General features: G+C 67.2%; 13 protein-coding genes. 7 read left to right on the top strand and 6 right to left on the bottom strand.

Going from position 1 to position 15,982, the window contains the following annotated elements; genetic code table 11:
• Positions 1-35 precede the first annotated feature (35 nt).
• Positions 36-2,228: an excinuclease ABC subunit UvrB gene (uvrB, locus tag CAP40_RS05060; protein ID WP_086128209.1), complete on the bottom strand. Its 2,193-nt coding sequence runs from the start codon at positions 2,226-2,228 to the stop codon at positions 36-38.
• A gap of 52 nt (positions 2,229-2,280) precedes the next feature.
• Here uvrB and CAP40_RS05055 point away from each other — a divergent pair, with 52 nt between their 5' ends.
• Entirely contained in the window at positions 2,281-2,850 is a 570-nt protein-coding gene (locus CAP40_RS05055; RefSeq protein WP_167301268.1) for a DUF3617 domain-containing protein, read from the top strand.
• Positions 2,851-2,869: 19 nt separating this feature from the next.
• On the opposite strand, the gene CAP40_RS05050 is transcribed toward CAP40_RS05055, so the two are convergent.
• The gene (locus CAP40_RS05050) at positions 2,870-3,328 is read right to left on the bottom strand and encodes a hypothetical protein (RefSeq protein WP_086128207.1); all 459 of its coding nucleotides are present in this window, start codon (positions 3,326-3,328) and stop codon (positions 2,870-2,872) included.
• Positions 3,329-3,420: 92 nt separating this feature from the next.
• The gene (locus CAP40_RS05045) at positions 3,421-4,578 is read right to left on the bottom strand and encodes an MBL fold metallo-hydrolase (RefSeq protein ID WP_086128206.1); all 1,158 of its coding nucleotides are present in this window, start codon (positions 4,576-4,578) and stop codon (positions 3,421-3,423) included.
• 75 nt (positions 4,579-4,653) lie between these two features.
• Here CAP40_RS05045 and ligA point away from each other — a divergent pair, with 75 nt between their 5' ends.
• Positions 4,654-6,783, top strand: a complete 2,130-nt coding sequence (ligA, locus tag CAP40_RS05040) for an NAD-dependent DNA ligase LigA (RefSeq protein ID WP_086128205.1) — start codon at positions 4,654-4,656, stop codon at positions 6,781-6,783.
• A gap of 169 nt (positions 6,784-6,952) precedes the next feature.
• Positions 6,953-9,745, top strand: a complete 2,793-nt coding sequence (locus tag CAP40_RS05035; RefSeq protein ID WP_086128204.1) for a TonB-dependent receptor — start codon at positions 6,953-6,955, stop codon at positions 9,743-9,745.
• Positions 9,746-9,961: 216 nt separating this feature from the next.
• Here the strand turns inward: CAP40_RS05035 and CAP40_RS05030 are convergent, their stop codons facing one another.
• Complete coding sequence (locus tag CAP40_RS05030) at positions 9,962-10,549, bottom strand: HD domain-containing protein (RefSeq protein WP_086128203.1); 588 nt, start codon at positions 10,547-10,549, stop codon at positions 9,962-9,964.
• A 199-nt stretch (positions 10,550-10,748) separates the two neighbouring features.
• Here CAP40_RS05030 and CAP40_RS05025 point away from each other — a divergent pair, with 199 nt between their 5' ends.
• The 4 genes from CAP40_RS05025 to CAP40_RS05010 all read left to right on the top strand — a co-directional run bounded on the left by CAP40_RS05025 (position 10,749) and on the right by CAP40_RS05010 (position 13,866).
• Positions 10,749-11,786 carry a sensor histidine kinase gene (locus tag CAP40_RS05025; protein WP_086128473.1) on the top strand — a complete coding sequence of 346 codons (1,038 nt, stop codon included), beginning with the start codon at positions 10,749-10,751 and terminating at the stop codon, positions 11,784-11,786.
• Positions 11,783-12,589: a LytTR family DNA-binding domain-containing protein gene (locus CAP40_RS05020; RefSeq protein ID WP_086128202.1), complete on the top strand. Its 807-nt coding sequence runs from the start codon at positions 11,783-11,785 to the stop codon at positions 12,587-12,589. Before CAP40_RS05025 ends, CAP40_RS05020 begins: the two co-directional genes overlap by 4 nt.
• Before the next feature lie 175 nt (positions 12,590-12,764).
• The gene (locus CAP40_RS05015; RefSeq protein ID WP_086128201.1) at positions 12,765-13,529 is read left to right on the top strand and encodes an isocitrate lyase/phosphoenolpyruvate mutase family protein; all 765 of its coding nucleotides are present in this window, start codon (positions 12,765-12,767) and stop codon (positions 13,527-13,529) included.
• A 4-nt stretch (positions 13,530-13,533) separates the two neighbouring features.
• Positions 13,534-13,866 carry a GIY-YIG nuclease family protein gene (locus CAP40_RS05010; RefSeq protein ID WP_086128200.1) on the top strand — a complete coding sequence of 111 codons (333 nt, stop codon included), beginning with the start codon at positions 13,534-13,536 and terminating at the stop codon, positions 13,864-13,866.
• A gap of 166 nt (positions 13,867-14,032) precedes the next feature.
• Here CAP40_RS05010 and CAP40_RS05005 read toward each other — a convergent pair whose 3' ends face one another.
• Both CAP40_RS05005 and CAP40_RS05000 read right to left on the bottom strand, forming a co-directional pair.
• Positions 14,033-14,296 (bottom strand): DUF3297 family protein, encoded by a 264-nt coding sequence (locus tag CAP40_RS05005; protein WP_086128199.1) that lies wholly within the window; start codon positions 14,294-14,296, stop codon positions 14,033-14,035.
• A 16-nt stretch (positions 14,297-14,312) separates the two neighbouring features.
• On the bottom strand, positions 14,313-15,974 hold the full coding sequence (locus tag CAP40_RS05000; RefSeq protein ID WP_086128198.1) for an FAD-dependent oxidoreductase: 1,662 nt from the start codon (positions 15,972-15,974) through the stop codon (positions 14,313-14,315).
• Positions 15,975-15,982 lie beyond the last annotated feature (8 nt).

Raw genomic sequence — 15,982 nt, 5'->3', positions numbered from 1 at the left:
TCGCATGGCAGGATTATCGCGGCGGGCTCAGGAGTCTAGCGCCGGCCGCCTCCGCCCCATTTCTTCTGCACCTTGCCGTAGCGCGTCTTGCGCGTCCCCGGCTTGCCCTCGTTGCTCCGCCCCATCACCGGCGCCTTGCGCTGGTCCTCGGGCAGGCCCAGTTCCTCGGCCTCCAGCGCGCGGATCTCGTCGCGCAGGCGCCCGGCCTCCTCGAATTCCAGGTTCGCCGCCGCGTCGCGCATCTTCTTCTCGAGCTCCTCGATATAGGCGCGCAGGTTGTGGCCGACCATGTGCGGGCGATCGGCGTCGATCTCCACCGTCACCTGGTCCTTCGAGGCGACATGGGCGATGATGTCGCCGATATTCTTCTTCACCGTCTCCGGCGTGATGCCGTGCTCGGCATTATATTCCTGCTGCTTCTCGCGGCGGCGGCCGGTCTCGGCGAGCGCGCGCTCCATGCTGCCGGTCATGCGATCGGCATAGAGGATCACCCGCCCTTCCACGTTGCGCGCCGCGCGGCCGATCGTCTGGATCAGCGACGTTTCGCTGCGCAGGAACCCTTCCTTGTCCGCATCGAGGATCGCCACCAGCCCGCACTCCGGGATGTCGAGGCCTTCGCGCAGCAGGTTGATGCCCACCAGCACGTCATAGACCCCCATGCGCAGGTCGCGGATCAGCTCGATGCGCTCCAGCGTCTCGGTGTCCGAATGCATGTAGCGGACCTTCACGCCCGCCTCGTGCATATATTCGGTCAGGTCCTCGGCCATGCGCTTGGTGAGCGTCGTCACCAGGGTGCGATAGCCCTTGGCCGTGGTCGCCTTGCATTCCTGGATCAGGTCCTGGACCTGTTCCTCGACCGGCTTGATCTCCACCGGCGGATCGATGAGGCCGGTGGGGCGGATCACCTGCTCGACGAACACGCCGCCGGTCTGCTCCATCTCCCAGCCGCCGGGCGTCGCCGAGACATAGACCGTCTGCGGGCGCATCGCCTCCCATTCGTTGAAGCGCAGCGGCCGGTTGTCGATCGCGCTGGGCAGGCGGAAGCCATATTCGGCCAGCGTCACCTTGCGGCGATGGTCGCCGCGCGACATGCCGTTGATCTGGCCGATCGTCTGGTGGCTCTCGTCGACGAAGAGCAGCGCGTTCTCGGGCAGATATTCGAACAGGGTGGGCGGCGGCTCGCCCGGCAGGCGGCCGGTGAGGAAGCGGCTGTAATTCTCGATGCCCGCGCAGCTGCCGGTGGCCGCGATCATCTCCAGGTCGAAGTTCGTCCGCTGCTCCAGCCGCTGATGCTCGAGCAGCTTGCCCTCGGCCTCCAGCTCCTTCAGCCGCTCGGTCAGCTCGTGGCGGATGCCCTCCATCGCCTGCTTCATCGTCGGCCCGGGCGTGACATAGTGCGAGTTGGCGAAGACGCGGACATAGTCGAGGCTCGCCACCTTGGCCCCGGTCAGCGGGTCGAACTCGGTGATCTCCTCGATATCGTCGCCGAAGAAGGAAATGCGCCAGGCGCTGTCCTCATAGTGCGACGGGAATATCTCCAGGCTGTCGCCGCGCACCCGGAAATTGCCGCGCGCGAACGCCGCGTCGTTGCGCTTGTACTGGAGCGCGACCAGCTTGCGGATGATCTCGCGCTGGTCGGCCACCTGGCCCTTCTTCAGGTCGAAGATCATCGCCGAATAGGTCTCGACCGATCCGATGCCGTAGAGGCACGAAACCGACGCCACGATGATCACGTCGTCGCGCTCGAGCAGCGAACGCGTCGCCGAATGCCGCATCCGGTCGATCGCCTCGTTCACCGAGCTTTCCTTCTCGATGTACGTGTCGGACCGGGGCACATAGGCCTCGGGCTGGTAATAGTCGTAATAGCTGACGAAATATTCGACGGCGTTCTCGGGGAAGAAGCTCTTCATCTCGCCATAGAGCTGGGCCGCCAGGATCTTGTTGGGCGCGAGCACCAGCGCCGGGCGCTGCAGCGTCTCGATCACCTTGGCTATGGTATAGGTCTTGCCCGAGCCGGTGACGCCCAGCAGCACCTGGTCGCGCTCGCCCGCCTGGGCCTGCTCGACCAGCTCGGGGATCGCGAAGCGCTGGTCGCCCGAGGGCTGATATTCGCTGACGAGCCGGAACGGCCTGCCGCCCTCGGACTTCTCCGGGCGCTGCGGGCGGTGCGGGACGAAGCTCTGCCCGGTCTCGGGCTCGGCCAGGCTGGTGCGAATCTGGATTGCCATCGCGGGGAATATGGGGTGTGGCTGGCGCATACGCCAACCCCGGGGGAACATCATGCGCCTGACGATCTTCGCCGCTGGAGCCCTGCTCCCGCTCGCCGCCTGCAACCAGGGTCCCTCGACCGAGGAAAGCGCGCGCAAGACCGGCGATATCCGCCTGGAAAATGCCAGCGTCGAGGAAGTCGCCAAACAGGCCACCGCGGCGGATGCCAAGACGCCCAGCCAGCCGGGCCAGTGGGAAACCGGGATGCAGCTCGTCGCGCTCGAGCCGGGCGCGATGCCCGAGGCGATCGCCGCCAAGATGAAGGAAGATGTGGGCAAGCCGCCCCGCACCGAGCGCGGCTGCCGCAAGGCCGAGGAGCTGAAGCCGCTCGACGTCTCCAGGCTGGGCGCGATGGCATCGGGCTGCCGCTTCTCGAAATATCGCTTCGTCGGCGGCAAGCTGGATGCCGCGATGGAATGCGAAACGCCCATGGGCAAGGCGCAGGCGAGCTTCAGCGGCACCCAGACCCCGACCGCGTTCGACCTGACGATGACGCAGCGTCAGACGCCGACCGGGCAGACCAAGGCGACTTCGATGACCGTGCGGCTCACCGGCAAGCGCCTCGGGGAATGCAAGGCCTGATGCGCGAATAGCCCTGCGGCTATTCGCGGCGATAGGCGATCCGCCACATCAGGGCGCCGATCCCGGCGGCGAACAGCGCCAGGATCGCGCTCGACGCCACGGCGCTGATCCAGCGGAACAGGAGCGCGCGATTGTCCATCGGCGGCATCTCGAACAACCCGAAGCCATAGGTCTGGGCGCCGACGAAGATGGCGAGCGCCGTGACCGCGCCGACCAGCGCGGCATGGTGGGCGCGGCGCAGGCCGGCGACGTGCATCACCAGCCAGAGCGGGCCGCCCACCGCCGTGATCGCGATGCCGGCGATCAGGCTGCCGATCAGCCAGCCGCTGACCAGGCTGAGCGGATCCCGCTTGCCGCCGAGCAGCAGCAGCCCGAGCACGATCAGGCCCGCGAACGCGCTCCCCACGCCGAGCGCAAGCCCGGCGCGGTCGATCGTCGTATCATAGCGTCGCACGGCGCCCGTCGCGCGGTTGTTCACTGGGGGACCCCTCCCGGATTCGCGGGAGAATAAACCCGGGCGCCGAGTCCCTTCAAGCACCTGAAAAGCGGGGACGTGCCGAATCCGGCGCGTCAGCGCAGCGCGTCGAACCGGCCGGCCTGGATGCAATGGTCGAGCGCGCCGTAATCGGGCGCGGGCGGCGGCCCGCCCAGCGGCGGCACCGTGAAGCTCTCGCCGATCCGGTGCGCGGCGAAGCGGGCCGGATCCTCGCCCGCGCAGCGCAGCATGCCGCGCAGCATGAAGGGCGGCGTGGCATAGCCTTCGCGCGAGAGGCGGAACGTGCCCCAATGCACCGCGAGCGCATCGGGCCGGCCCAGCCCGTCCCACACCCGGATCGCATCGCGCGGGCCGATATGCGTGCCGCTCGCCATCTGCCCCTCGTCGAAGCGGAAGGCGCCGATCGGGATCGCGGCGAAGCGGACCGGGCCGAGCGACGCCGCCTCGGCCGGCCATTTGCCGTCGCCGAGCCCGGTATCGCCCGCGAAGAAGAAATTGCCGTGCGGCAGGTGCACCACGAAGCTCGACCACAGCGCGCGGCCGCGATCGGCGAACCAGCGGCTGCCCCAGTGGTGGCTCCGCGTGACGGTCACCGCCGCGCCGGACGGCGCCGCCACCCCCTGCCCCCAGTCGAGCGCCGTCGCCTTCACGCCGGCCCTGGCCATCACCGCGTCATTGCCCAGCGACGTCACGATCAGCGGCCGGTCGCGATCCTGGAGCCGCCTGAGCGTGGGCAGGTCCATATGGTCGTAGTGATTGTGGCTGACGAGGACGAGGTCGATCTTCGGCAGGTCCGCGAAGCGCACGCCCGGCGGCGCCACCCGCCTGGGCCCGATGCCGAACGGTCCGACGGTCTCGCTCCACACCGGATCGGTGAGGATGTTCACGCCGTCCGCCTGCACCAGCACCGTGGCATGGCCGATCCAGGTGACGCGCATCTCGCCCCCCGTCACCCGCGCCGGCGGCCTGGCCGGCGTCACCGCCACGCGCGCGGGCCAGGCGGGCCGGGTCGGGTCGCCGAAGACCTGCTGCCGGAGCAGCCTGTTGCGGCGGGCGGCGGAAATGTCGAGCGCGTCGCCGTCGGGATTGAAGAAGCGCTGCCCGTCGAAATGGCTGCTGACGGGCCCGCGATAATAGATGCGATCGAGGAAGAAGGGCGCGACCGTGACGACAAGGCACAGCGCGACCGCGATCCAGAACAAGATGGCAAGGACGATCCGGACCGGGCGCATTGCCGATCATGTCGTTACGCATCCGCACGTCTTCAAGCTTGATCGCGATGCGGCGCCCAGCCTAACCCCGGCGGCATGGACCCGCTGCCCCAGACGCCCCAGGAAGCCGCGCTCGAGCTGGAGAAGCTCGCCGGCGAGATCGCGCACCACAACCGGCTCTACCATGCCGAGGATGCGCCCGAGATCAGCGACGCCGACTATGACGCGCTGATGCGGCGCAATGCCGCGATCGAGGCCGCCTTCCCCGATCTGGTCCGCGCCGATTCGCCGTCGCGGCTGGTCGGCGCCGCGCCGTCCGGGCGGCTCGCCAAAGTGGCGCATGCGCGGCCGATGTTCAGCCTGGACAATGGCTTCGACGACGCCGACGTCGCCGATTTCCTCGGCCGGGTCCGCCGTTTCCTGGCGCTGGGCGATGCCGAGCCGATCGCCCTCACCGCCGAGCCCAAGATCGACGGCCTTTCCTGCTCGCTGCGCTACGAGAGGGGCCGGCTCGTCCAGGCGCTCACGCGCGGCGACGGCCAGATCGGCGAGGACGTGACCGCCAATGCCCGGACCATCGGCGACGTGCCCCAGGAGATCGCCGGCGCGCCCGAAATCTTCGAGGTGCGCGGCGAAGTGTACATGGCGAAGGCGGATTTCGCCGCCCTCAACGCCCGGCTGCTCGCCGAGGCCGCGGAGACCGGCAAGGAAGCACGCCAGTTCGCCAATCCGCGCAACGCCGCCGCCGGATCGCTGCGCCAGAAGGACGCCGCCGTCACCGCGGCGCGTCCGCTGCGTTTCCTCGCCTGGGGCTGGGGCGAGACCAGCGCGCTGCCCGGCGACACGCAGGCAGAGGTGATCCGCGCCATCCAGGCGATGGGCTTCCCGGTTTCGGACCTGTTCGTCGGCCCCGTCGACCTCGAGGCCGCGCTGGCGCAATATGGGAAGATCGAAGCGGTCCGCGCCGACCTGCCCTTCGACATCGACGGCGTGGTCTACAAGATCGACCGGCTGGACTGGCAGGGCCGGCTCGGCTTTGTGGGCCGCGCGCCGCGCTGGGGGCTGGCGCACAAATTCCCTGCCGAGCGCGCCCAGACCCTGTTGCGCGGCATCGACATCCAGGTCGGCCGCACCGGCAAGCTCACGCCGGTAGCGCGGCTGGAGCCGGTCACCGTCGGCGGCGTCGTCGTCACCAACGCGACGCTGCACAATGCCGACGAGATCGCGCGCCTGGGCGTGCGCCCGGGCGATCGGGTCGTGCTCCAGCGCGCCGGCGACGTGATCCCGCAGATCGTCGAGAACCTGACCCGCGACGAGGACCGGCCGGCATTCCTGTTCCCCAGCCATTGCCCGATCTGCCATTCGGAAGCCGTGGCCGAGGAAGGCGAGGTCGACATCCGCTGCACGGGCGGGCTGATCTGCCCGGCCCAGCGGCTCGAGCGCCTCAAGCATTTCGTCAGCCGCGGCGCGCTCGACATCGAGGGGCTGGGCGAGAAGACCCTGATCGAACTGCTCGACCTGGGCTGGATCGTCGAGCCCGCGGACATCTTCCGCCTCGCTCCCCATCGCGCGGAACTGCTGGGCCGCGAAGGCTGGCAGGAGAAGTCGGTCGACGCGCTGCTCGCCGCGATCGAAGCCAAGCGCGCGCCCGACGCGGCGCGGCTGCTCTTCGGCCTGGGCATCCGCCATATCGGGGCGATCACGGCGCGAGACCTTTTGAAACGCTATGCAACATTGCCCGCGCTCCAGGCGCTCGCCGACCAGGTCATCGCGCTGCGCGATGCGACGCCGCCACAGATCGGTGAGACCGAGACGAAACACCGCGCGCGGCTCGACAAGGCGATCGCCGAGCATATCGGAGTCGAGAATGTCGGCGGCGCCGTCGGCCAGGCCCTGGCCGATTTCTTCCACGAACCGCACAATCGCGCGGTGTGGGAAGACCTTTTGGGCGAAGTCGCCCCGCCGCCCTTCATCGTCGAGACGCGCGAATCGGAAGTGTCGGGAAAGACGCTGGTTTTCACCGGCACGCTGGAGGCGCTGAGTCGCGACGAGGCCAAGGCCCAGGCCGAATCGCTGGGCGCGCGAGTCGCGGGATCGGTGTCCGCGAAGACCGATCTGGTGATTGCGGGGCCCGGCGCGGGCTCGAAGCTGAAAAAGGCCGCGGAACTCGGAATCCGCGTAATTTCGGAGAGTGAATGGCTGCAGATCGTCGCCACTGTGGAGTGACTTTTTTGCAACGCAACAATCCTGAATCGCAGATTAACCGGCCTGCCCCGCAGGACTCGGATTGACTGTCACAGGACCGACATAAATTAATCGCATGGGCGGCGACGACGGTGAACCGCACCGCGTTCAGTGCAGACGATAAGCACACACCGAAAGGGAAACACCTCTAATGCGCACCAAGCTTTTTGCGGGCGTGGCTTTTGCCGCGCTGATGGTCCCGGGGGCGGCGTTCGCGCAGTCCACCGGTACGCAGGACTTCGAGGGCGAGACCGAGATCGTCGTGACCGGCGGCCGTGCCGACAATGGCGTGAACGGAATCATCATTCCGGACACCTCGCGGGCCAAGGGCGTCCTCACGCAGGAATTCATCGAACGCCAGGCGCCGGGCGCCAGCGTCAACGATCTGATCAATCAGCTTCCGGGCGTCAGCTTCCAGAATAACGATCCCTATGGTTCGTCGGGCGGCTCGATGAGCATCCGCGGCTTCGACTCGACGCGCATCAGCCAGACCTTCGACGGCGTGCCGCTGAACGACTCGGGCAACTACGCCATCTATTCGAACCAGCAGATCGATCCCGAGCTGATCGAGCAGGTCAACGTCAACCTCGGCTCGACCGACGTCGACTCGCCGACCGCCGGCGCCACCGGTTCGACCGTCAACTACCGCACGCGCGTCCCCAGCCGTGACTTCGGCGTGAAGCTGGTCGGCTCGGTGGGCCAGTACGGCTTCTTCCGCACCTTCGGCCTCGTCGACACCGGCGAGTTCACTTCGGCCGGCACCCGCGCTTGGTTCGCGGCGAGCCAGGCGCGCAACTATCAGCGCTGGAACCCGAACTCGAAGATCGACAAGCAGCAGTTCAACGCCAAGATCTATCAGCCGCTGGGCGATAGCGGCGACTTCATTGCGATCGCGGGCCACTACAACCAGAACCGCAACAACTTCCAGGGCTCGGTGCCGCTGCGCTGGGACACCGTGCAGCGTGCGGTCGGCTGCGCCGTCACCACCACCCCGTGCCCCACGGGCCAGCAGGTCGTCATCTCCAACGGCACGCGCTTCACCGGCGTGAACGCGACCGACCGCTACCCGATGAACAACGGCGAAGCGTTCTACAACATCCCGGCCTGCACCATCAACACGGTGGCCCGCGCGGGCCAGGCCGACCTGGCCAACAGCTGCGGCTCGACCTTCGACGAGCGCTATAACCCGTCGAACACCGCCAACATCCGCGCCCAGTCGCGCTTCACCCTGTCCGACGGCCTCGTCCTCACGGTCGATCCGAGCTACCAGTTCGTGAAGGCCAATGGCGGCGGCACCGTCGTCGCGAACGAGTCGGCGTTCGACCTCAACCCGGCGGGCTCGCCGGCGCGCGCGAACTGCAACACCACCGCGAACAGCGGCACGGTGAACTGCCAGCCGGGCTATTGGGGCGGCAACCCCTATGCCGGCCGCGACCTGAACGGCGACGGCGACACGCTCGACACCGTCCGCGTCCTGGCCCCCAGCCAGACCCAGACGCACCGCATCGGCGTCATCGCGTCGCTGCGCTACGACCTGTCGCCCGACCAGAGCGTCCGTATCGCCTACACCTATGACCGTGCGCGCCACCGTCAGACCGGCGAGCTCGGCTATCTGCAGCTCAACGGCAAGCCCTTCGACGTCTTCCCGGTCAACAACCCGATCCTCGACGCGAACGGCAACTCGCTGCAGAAGCGCGATCGTCTTTCGTACGCGATCCTGCAGCAGGTCGCGGCCGAATATCGCGGCGAGTTCTTCGACGGCACGCTGAAGATCAACGCGGGCGTCCGCGCGCCGTTCATGCGCCGCAACCTGACCAACTACTGCGCCACTTCGAGCGCTTCGGGCTTCATCGAGTGCGGTTCGCAGGTCGCCGGCTTCCTCGCCGGTACCCCGATCCAGACGGTGACCCAGAGCGCGGCCGCGGCTTCGGGCGCAACCTGCGTCACCGCCCCGCCGGTGCCGCCGGCGACCACCGGCGTGACCACCTGCTCGTTCGCGACGCAGGGGCCGCAGCAGCGCGTCCTCAACTACAACCGCGTGCTGCCGAACATCGGCTACACCTGGTCGCTGACCCCGCAGGTCGACGTGTTCGGCAACTATTCGAAGGGCCTGCAGGTCCCGGGCACCGACAACCTCTACAACTCCTTCTACTTCCCGAAGGGTTCGGAGCGCGCGACGCCGAAGCCGGAGAGCACGGACAATTTCGACCTCGGCATCCGCTATCGCTCGGCGACGCTGCAGGCGCAGTTCGGCGCGTGGTACACCAACTACAAGAACCGTCTCGCTTCGTCCTACGATCCCGAGCTGGAAAAGTCGGTCTACCGCAACCTCGGCACCGTGCGTAAGTACGGCTTCGACGGCTCGGTGACCTACCAGCCCGTCAAGGAGCTGAGCGTCTACGCCTTTGGTTCGTACCTCCACTCGGAGATCGTGAACAACGTCGAGGTGGCCCGCACCACGGCCGGCACGATCATCTACGCGCCGACCGCCGGCAAGCGCGAGTCGAACGCTCCCGTCTACACCTTCGGTGGCGGCGCGACGGTCGACATCGAGCCGGTCTCGCTCGGCATCGACGTGAAGCGCACCGGTCCGCGCTACATCTACGACACCAACGAGCCGATCCGTCAGGCCCTCACCGTCAACGGTGCGGTCCAGACCTTCGACATCTTCCCGGCCAAGACCCCGGCCTACACGCTGGTTGACCTCAACGCGCGTGTCGACCTCACCTGGGCCGGCCTGAACAAGAAGACCTATTTCCAGGTCAACGTTCGCAACCTGTTCAACGAGTTCTGGGTCGGTTCGATCAACAGCGGCAACGGCGCGCTGAACCAGGGCCCGACCTACAACGCGACGACGGGTGCGATCACCAACTACGGCAACCCGCCGTTCACCCAGATCGGTTACCCGCGCACCGTGATGGGCACGCTGGTCGTCGGCTTCTAAGCCAAGACCCGCTTCCCGAACGGGAACACGAAGCCGCCGCTCCGGAAACGGGGCGGCGGTTTTCGTTTGGCAGGCTTGCCTGCACGGCTTCCGGGCAGTGAGCGCATATCCGCCGGCCCATCCCGCCTGCACGGAGATGGCGGAAATAGTTCAATAGCTTGTCCGGGCTCCCCGCGGGCGGACAGGCACCTGCCCCCTCCCCGCGGCATCAGCAAATCACGCCTCGGCCGCCCTGGCGTAGATGCTGTTCAGCGGCCGGGCGAAGACGCGGCGGACCATCGGTTCGAAAAAGGCGAGCGGCGCGCTCTCATAGGCGGGATCGAACGCCGCCTGATCATAGTGCGCGCAGAATTCCGCGCATGCCTCGAAATGCGGATGCCCGCGAAACCCCTCGCGCACATCGCGGTCCAGCCCGAGATGGTGGAAGAAATAATAGCCCTGAAAGGCGCCGTGCTTGTCGGCGATCCAGTGTAGTTCCTCGCTGACGAAGGGGCGCAGGATCGCCGCGGCGATCTCGGGATGGTTGTAGCTCCCCAGCGTGTCGCCGATGTCGTGGAGCAGGGCCATCACCACATAATCCTCGCCACGTCCGTCGCGATGCGCGCGCGTCGCGGTCTGGAGCGAATGCTGCAGCCGGTCGATCGCGAATCCGCCGAAATCGCCATCGAGCAGCTTCAGGTGCCCCAGGATCCGATCGGGCAATCCGCCCGCAAAGCCGCGGAACGCCCCGCCGATGATCGCCCAGTCCTCGGCAGTGCCTTCGGTCATCGCGTGGAATTTCGCGCGTTCGCCGCCCTGATCCATCCTCGCTCTCCACCATCGTCCCGGTCTCGCGCCGGCGCGGACAGCCTACGCCTCTTTGCCCCCGCCTGTCAGCGGTGTTAGAGGCTTGGGCGTGGCTACCCTGGATCCTAGCTCCCCGTTCCTCGCCCAGCCGTTGAAGCAGCCGGCGCCCGCCGCGCTGTCGCGCCCGTTCTTCGAGGACAAGAACCGCGCCTTCTGGATGCTCCAGGCCGGCGGCTGGACCGGCTATCTGCTGCTGCGCACCGTGGTGTCGCTGTCCAACGGCTTCAGCGTCGAGGGCGTGATCGCGGTGATCATCGAATCGATCATCGGCTATTGCCTGACGCTGCTGCTCTCGACGCTCTACGGCTATTATCGCCGGCTGCCGCGCATTCCGGGCATCCTGCTGACGCTGGCGACGCTGGGCACGGCGACGGCGATCTATGCGGTGCTCGACGCCTTCATCTATTCCTTCATCAAGATGCCGACGCCGAACATTTCGTTCAATCTGGTCGTCGGCACCGTGTTCATCAACTTCACCGTGCTGGCCGGCTGGTCCGCGCTCTATTTCGCGATCAACTTCTATCTGATCGTCGAGCAGCAGATCGACCAGATGCAGGCGCTGGAAGTGCAGGCGAGCCATGCCCAGCTGGCGATGCTGCGCTACCAGCTCAACCCGCATTTCCTGTTCAACACGCTCAACTCGATCTCCACGCTGGTGCTGCTGAAGCAGACCGAGCGGGCGAACATCATGCTCTCCCGCCTCTCTTCCTTCCTGCGCTACACGCTGGCGAACGAACCGACGGCGCACGTCACCCTCGCCCAGGAGGCCGAGACGCTGAAGCTCTATCTCGAGATCGAGAAGATGCGCTTCGACGAGCGCCTGCGCCCGCATTTCGACATCGACGAGCGCGTCGCCAAGGCGCGGCTGCCGTCGCTGCTGCTCCAGCCTCTCGTCGAGAATGCCATCAAATATGCGGTCACGCCCCAGGAAGAGGGCGCCGATATCACCGTCTCCGCTCGGCTCGCCGGAGAACGAGTGCAGATCGCCGTATCCGATACGGGTCCGGGATTGATCGAGGCCAAGCAGCGGCCGACCCTTTCAACCGGCGTGGGGCTCGCCAATATCAAGGAGCGGTTGGCCCAGGCTTTCGGGCCTGACCATCGATTTGAGACGCGTTCGGACCCAGGGAAGGGGTTCAGCGTTGAGATCGAGATACCGTTCCAGATCGAGGAACCTAATCGAGAGGCCGCATGACCATCCGTACTATTCTGGTCGACGACGAATCCCTGGCCATCCAGGGGCTCGAGCTGAGGCTTCAGGAACATGACGACGTCGAGATCATCGACAGATGCTCGAACGGGCGCGAAGCGATCCGTTCGATCAAGACCCACAAGCCCGACCTTGTCTTCCTCGACATCCAGATGCCCGGTTTCGACGGCTTCTCGGTCGTCCAGGGGCTGATGGAGGTCGAGCCGCCGCTGTTCGTCTTCGTGACCGCCTATAGCGATCACGCGATCCGCGCCTTCGAGGCGCAGGCGGTGGACTATCTCATGAAGCCGGTCGAGCCCGCCCGGCTGGCCGATACGATCGAGCGCGTCCGCCAGCGCCTCAGCGAGAAGCGCGGCGTCGAGGAGATCGAGAAGCTGAAGGAAGTGCTGGCCGAAGTGGCCCCCGAAGCGGTCGACGAGATCGCCGCTTCGGCCATGGACGGCGAGATGGCATCGAACCGTTTCGAGAAGCTGATCAACATCAAGGATCGCGGCCAGATCTTCCGGGTCGATGTCGACACGATCGAGCGGATCGACGCGGCCGGCGACTATATGTGCATCTACACCGGCGACAACACGCTGATCCTGCGCGAGACGATGAAGGACCTCGAGAAGCGCCTCGATCCGCGCCGCTTCCAGCGCGTCCATCGTTCGACCATCGTCAATCTCGACCTGGTCCGCCAGGTCAAGCCGCACACCAATGGCGAATGTTTCCTGGTGCTCGATTCGGGTGCGCAGGTGAAGGTGAGCCGCTCCTATCGCGACGTGGTGGCGCGGTTCGTCCACTAGGGTCACGACTCGATCCGCAAACGCCGTCATCCCCGCGCAGGCGGGGATGACGGCGGGAAGCAGCGGGGATCGCGGATGGACACATCTGTCAGCATGATCATGGAGTTGCGCCACCGCCCTCTTGCCCCGGCACCATTACCTCTCTAGAACAATCCAAGAACAAGAGGGGTTCTCCATGTCCAAGTATCAGAGCTTTGCCGCGCTTCATGTGCCCGGCGACCCGGTGATCCTGTTCAACGTGTGGGATGCGGGCAGCGCGCGCGCGGCGGAACGCGCCGGCGCGCGGGCGATCGCCACGGGCAGTGCCTCGGTCTCCACCGCGCATGGCTATGACGATGCGGAGGCGCTGCCGCTCGACCTCGCGCTTGCCAATGCGCGGCGCACCGTGGCCGCGGTAGCGCTGCCGGTGAGCGTGGATTTCGAGGGCGGCTATGCGGTCGACCCCGATGCGGTCGCCGCCAATGTCGAGAAGCTCGCCGCCACCGGCGCGATCGGCTGCAATTTCGAGGACCAGATCGTGGCCAGCCACGGCACCGCCGCGCGCACCCTGCACGGCGTCGAGGAGCAGGCTGCCCGCATCGCGGCGATCCGCTGGACGGTGGGCCCGGATTTCTTCCTCAACGCCCGCACCGACATCTTCCTGATCGCGCCGGGCGACACGCATGACGCCGCGATGGCCGATGCGGCGATCGCGCGCGGCAAGGCCTATGCCGATGCCGGCGCGAGCGGCTTCTTCGTCCCCGGCCTCGCCGATCTCGCGCTGCTCGAGCGGGTGGCGAAGGCGGTGCCGCTGCCGGTGAATTTCATGGCCTTTCCCGGTGCTCCCGATGCCCGGGCGGTGGCGGAAACCGGCATAGCGCGGATCAGCCACGGGCCCTTCCCGCACATGGCCGCGCTCAAGGCGTTCGAGGACGCGGCACGGGCGGCGTTCGGGGGGTGAACAGGTGGCGCGGGACCGCTTGCCCTGCGTCTATATCCTCGCCAGTGGTCCGAGGGGCACGATCTATATAGGCGTGACTTCGGACCTGTCGGGCAGGCTCTTCCAGCACCGCAATGGCATGACCGGTGGCTTCGCCAGCAAGTACAAGGCGTATTGCCTTGTCTGGTACGAAGTCGCCGAATGCATGGACGCGGCTATTGCCCGCGAGAAGCAATTGAAACGCTGGCACCGCGACTGGAAATGCAACCTGATCGAGCGCCAGAATCCCGAATGGAATGACCTGGCGCCGCTTCTCGGCATCGCGGAACCGCTGCCAAGGCTCCCATCGTCATGCTGAACTTGTTTCAGCATCCAACGCGCGGCGAGCGACGCCATCAGATCACCCGTGCCCTCGCCCGGCCCAACCTTGGACCCTGAAACAAGTTCAGGGCGACGAAGAGGAGCTGAGTCTCCCCTTCGCGCATGCATCAGGGGGATTGGGGAGCTTCAACGGAGCCTGCGTCTCAGCCCTCGTCGGCGCCCTCTCCGGCGGGTCGTTCGAACCAGGCCTCGACCGGGCCGACCAGCTTGATCGTCAGCGGGTTGCCCTTGCGGTCGACCTTGTTGCCGAGCGCGACGCGGACCCAGCCTTCGGAAATGCAATATTCCTCGACGTCGCGGCGCTCATTGCCCTTGAAGCGGATGCCGATGCCGCGCTCCAGCAGTTCGCGCTGGAAATAGGGGCTGCTCTGGTTGACCGACAGGCGGTCCGGGGGCGTGTCACTCATGGGCAGCCCTTTGCCGCTATTGGCGCAGGCTTTCAAGATAACGGTGGATCGAGGAGACCACCACCGATCCCTCGCCCACGCCCGAGGCGACTCGCTTGACCGAGCCCGAGCGGACGTCGCCGACGGCGAAGATCCCCGGCTTGGACGAACAGAAGAAAGTCTCGCCGCTGCCCGTCTGCACGAAGCCGGCGGGATCCAGGTCGAGGCAGCCGTCCAGCCAGTCGGTCGAAGGCACCGCGCCGATCATCACGAACAGCGCCCCCACGCCGCGCCGGCGCGTCTCGCCGGTCTTGCGATCGGTCCAGGTCAGGCCGGTCAGGTGCCGCTCGCCCTCCAGTCCGGTCACTTCGGTGAAGGGGTGCAGCGTGATCCGGTCCGAAGCCTCGATCCGGTCGATCAGGTAGCGCGACATGGTGTCGGCCAGCCCCTTGCCGCGGACCAGGATGTGGACATGGCCGGCGCTGCGCGCGAGGTAGATCGCCGCCTGCCCGGCCGAGTTGCCGCCGCCCACCACCACCACTTCCTGGCCGGCACAGAGCCCGGCTTCCATGTTGGTGGCGGCGTAATAGATGCCGTTGCCCTCCAGCTCGGCATAGCGCGGCAAGTCGAGCTTGCGATAGCGGGCGCCGGTGGCGACCACCACGACGCGCGCACGGATCTCGGTCCCGTCGTCGAGCTGCACGACGAACGGCGCCCCGGAGCAGTCGAGCCCCACCGCGCCGCGCGAGACCAGCAGGCGCGCGCCGAACTTCTGCGCCTGCACCTGGGCCCGCCCGGCCAGCGCCTGGCCGGAGATGCCGGTGGGGAAGCCGAGATAATTCTCGATCTTCGAGCTGGTCCCGGCCTGCCCGCCCGGCGCGATCGATTCGACGACGATCGTGTCGAGCCCCTCCGACGCGGCATAGACGGCGGAGGCAAGCCCGGCCGGGCCGGCACCGACCACGGCGACGTCATGGACATGGGCGGGATCGAGCTCGACGGTTAGGCCGAGCGCGTCCGCCACCTGGCCATTGCTCGGCCGGCGCAGCGTCTGGCCCCGGACCACCACCACGGGCAGGTCGTCCGGGGCAAGCTGGAAACAGGCGAGGAAGCCGCCGGCATCGGCGTCGGTCTCGGTGTCGATCTGGCGGTGGGGCAGGCCGTTGCGGCGCAGGAAGCTCTCGATTCGGGCCGTGGCCGCGCCATGGGCGGGTCCGATCAGCGCGATGCCCGCCTCGCCGTGCAGCATCATGCCCACCCGGCGCAGGATGAAGGCGCGCATCACCACCTCGCCGATGTCCGGCTCTGCGGCGATCAGGCGGCGAAACGCCAGCCGCTCGACTCGGACGACGCGGGTGCCGGGCAGCGCCCGGGCGGAGACGAGGATCTTGCGGTCGTTGAACAGATCGAGCTCGCCGGTGAACTGGCGCGCGCCATGGACGTGCACGACATGCTCGCGGCCCTTGGCATCGACGTCGAGCACCTCGACCGCGCCGGCCAGCACCAGGAAGAAATCGACGCTGCGCTGCCCGCGCTCGAACAGGGCACCGCCCTCCGGCCATTCCTCGACGCTGCCAAAGGCGGCGGCGCGCCCGGCCATGTCGTCGTCGAGCTCGGGGAAGGTCTGGGCTTCCCGGCGATAGGGATCGGAGGGATCGGCGGCGTGCTGCCGCGGCTGCAGGTTCGAATCGGTGCCCATGCCCGCAG

The sequence above is a fragment of the Sphingomonas sp. IBVSS2 genome (genome assembly GCF_002127225.1).
In the GTDB taxonomy this organism is placed as follows: Bacteria; Pseudomonadota; Alphaproteobacteria; order Sphingomonadales; family Sphingomonadaceae; genus Sphingomonas.
The sequence above is the reverse complement of the archived record's forward strand: the minus strand, read 5'-3'. Positions and strand labels throughout refer to the sequence as shown.

Bases quoted from the DNA above. Each gene is read 5' to 3' on its own strand.
- uvrB (WP_086128209.1), bottom strand. From the start codon at position 2,228: ATGGCAATCCAGATTCGCACCAGCCTGGCCGAGCCCGAGACCGGGCAG.
- CAP40_RS05055 (WP_167301268.1), top strand. From the start codon at position 2,281: ATGCGCCTGACGATCTTCGCCGCTGGAGCCCTGCTCCCGCTCGCCGCC.
- CAP40_RS05045 (WP_086128206.1), bottom strand. From the start codon at position 4,578: ATGCGCCCGGTCCGGATCGTCCTTGCCATCTTGTTCTGGATCGCGGTC.
- ligA (WP_086128205.1), top strand. From the start codon at position 4,654: ATGGACCCGCTGCCCCAGACGCCCCAGGAAGCCGCGCTCGAGCTGGAG.
- CAP40_RS05035 (WP_086128204.1), top strand. From the start codon at position 6,953: ATGCGCACCAAGCTTTTTGCGGGCGTGGCTTTTGCCGCGCTGATGGTC.
- CAP40_RS05030 (WP_086128203.1), bottom strand. From the start codon at position 10,549: ATGGATCAGGGCGGCGAACGCGCGAAATTCCACGCGATGACCGAAGGC.
- CAP40_RS05025 (WP_086128473.1), top strand. From the start codon at position 10,749: ATGCTCCAGGCCGGCGGCTGGACCGGCTATCTGCTGCTGCGCACCGTG.
- CAP40_RS05020 (WP_086128202.1), top strand. From the start codon at position 11,783: ATGACCATCCGTACTATTCTGGTCGACGACGAATCCCTGGCCATCCAG.
- CAP40_RS05015 (WP_086128201.1), top strand. From the start codon at position 12,765: ATGTCCAAGTATCAGAGCTTTGCCGCGCTTCATGTGCCCGGCGACCCG.
- CAP40_RS05005 (WP_086128199.1), bottom strand. From the start codon at position 14,296: ATGAGTGACACGCCCCCGGACCGCCTGTCGGTCAACCAGAGCAGCCCC.
- CAP40_RS05000 (WP_086128198.1), bottom strand. From the start codon at position 15,974: ATGGGCACCGATTCGAACCTGCAGCCGCGGCAGCACGCCGCCGATCCC.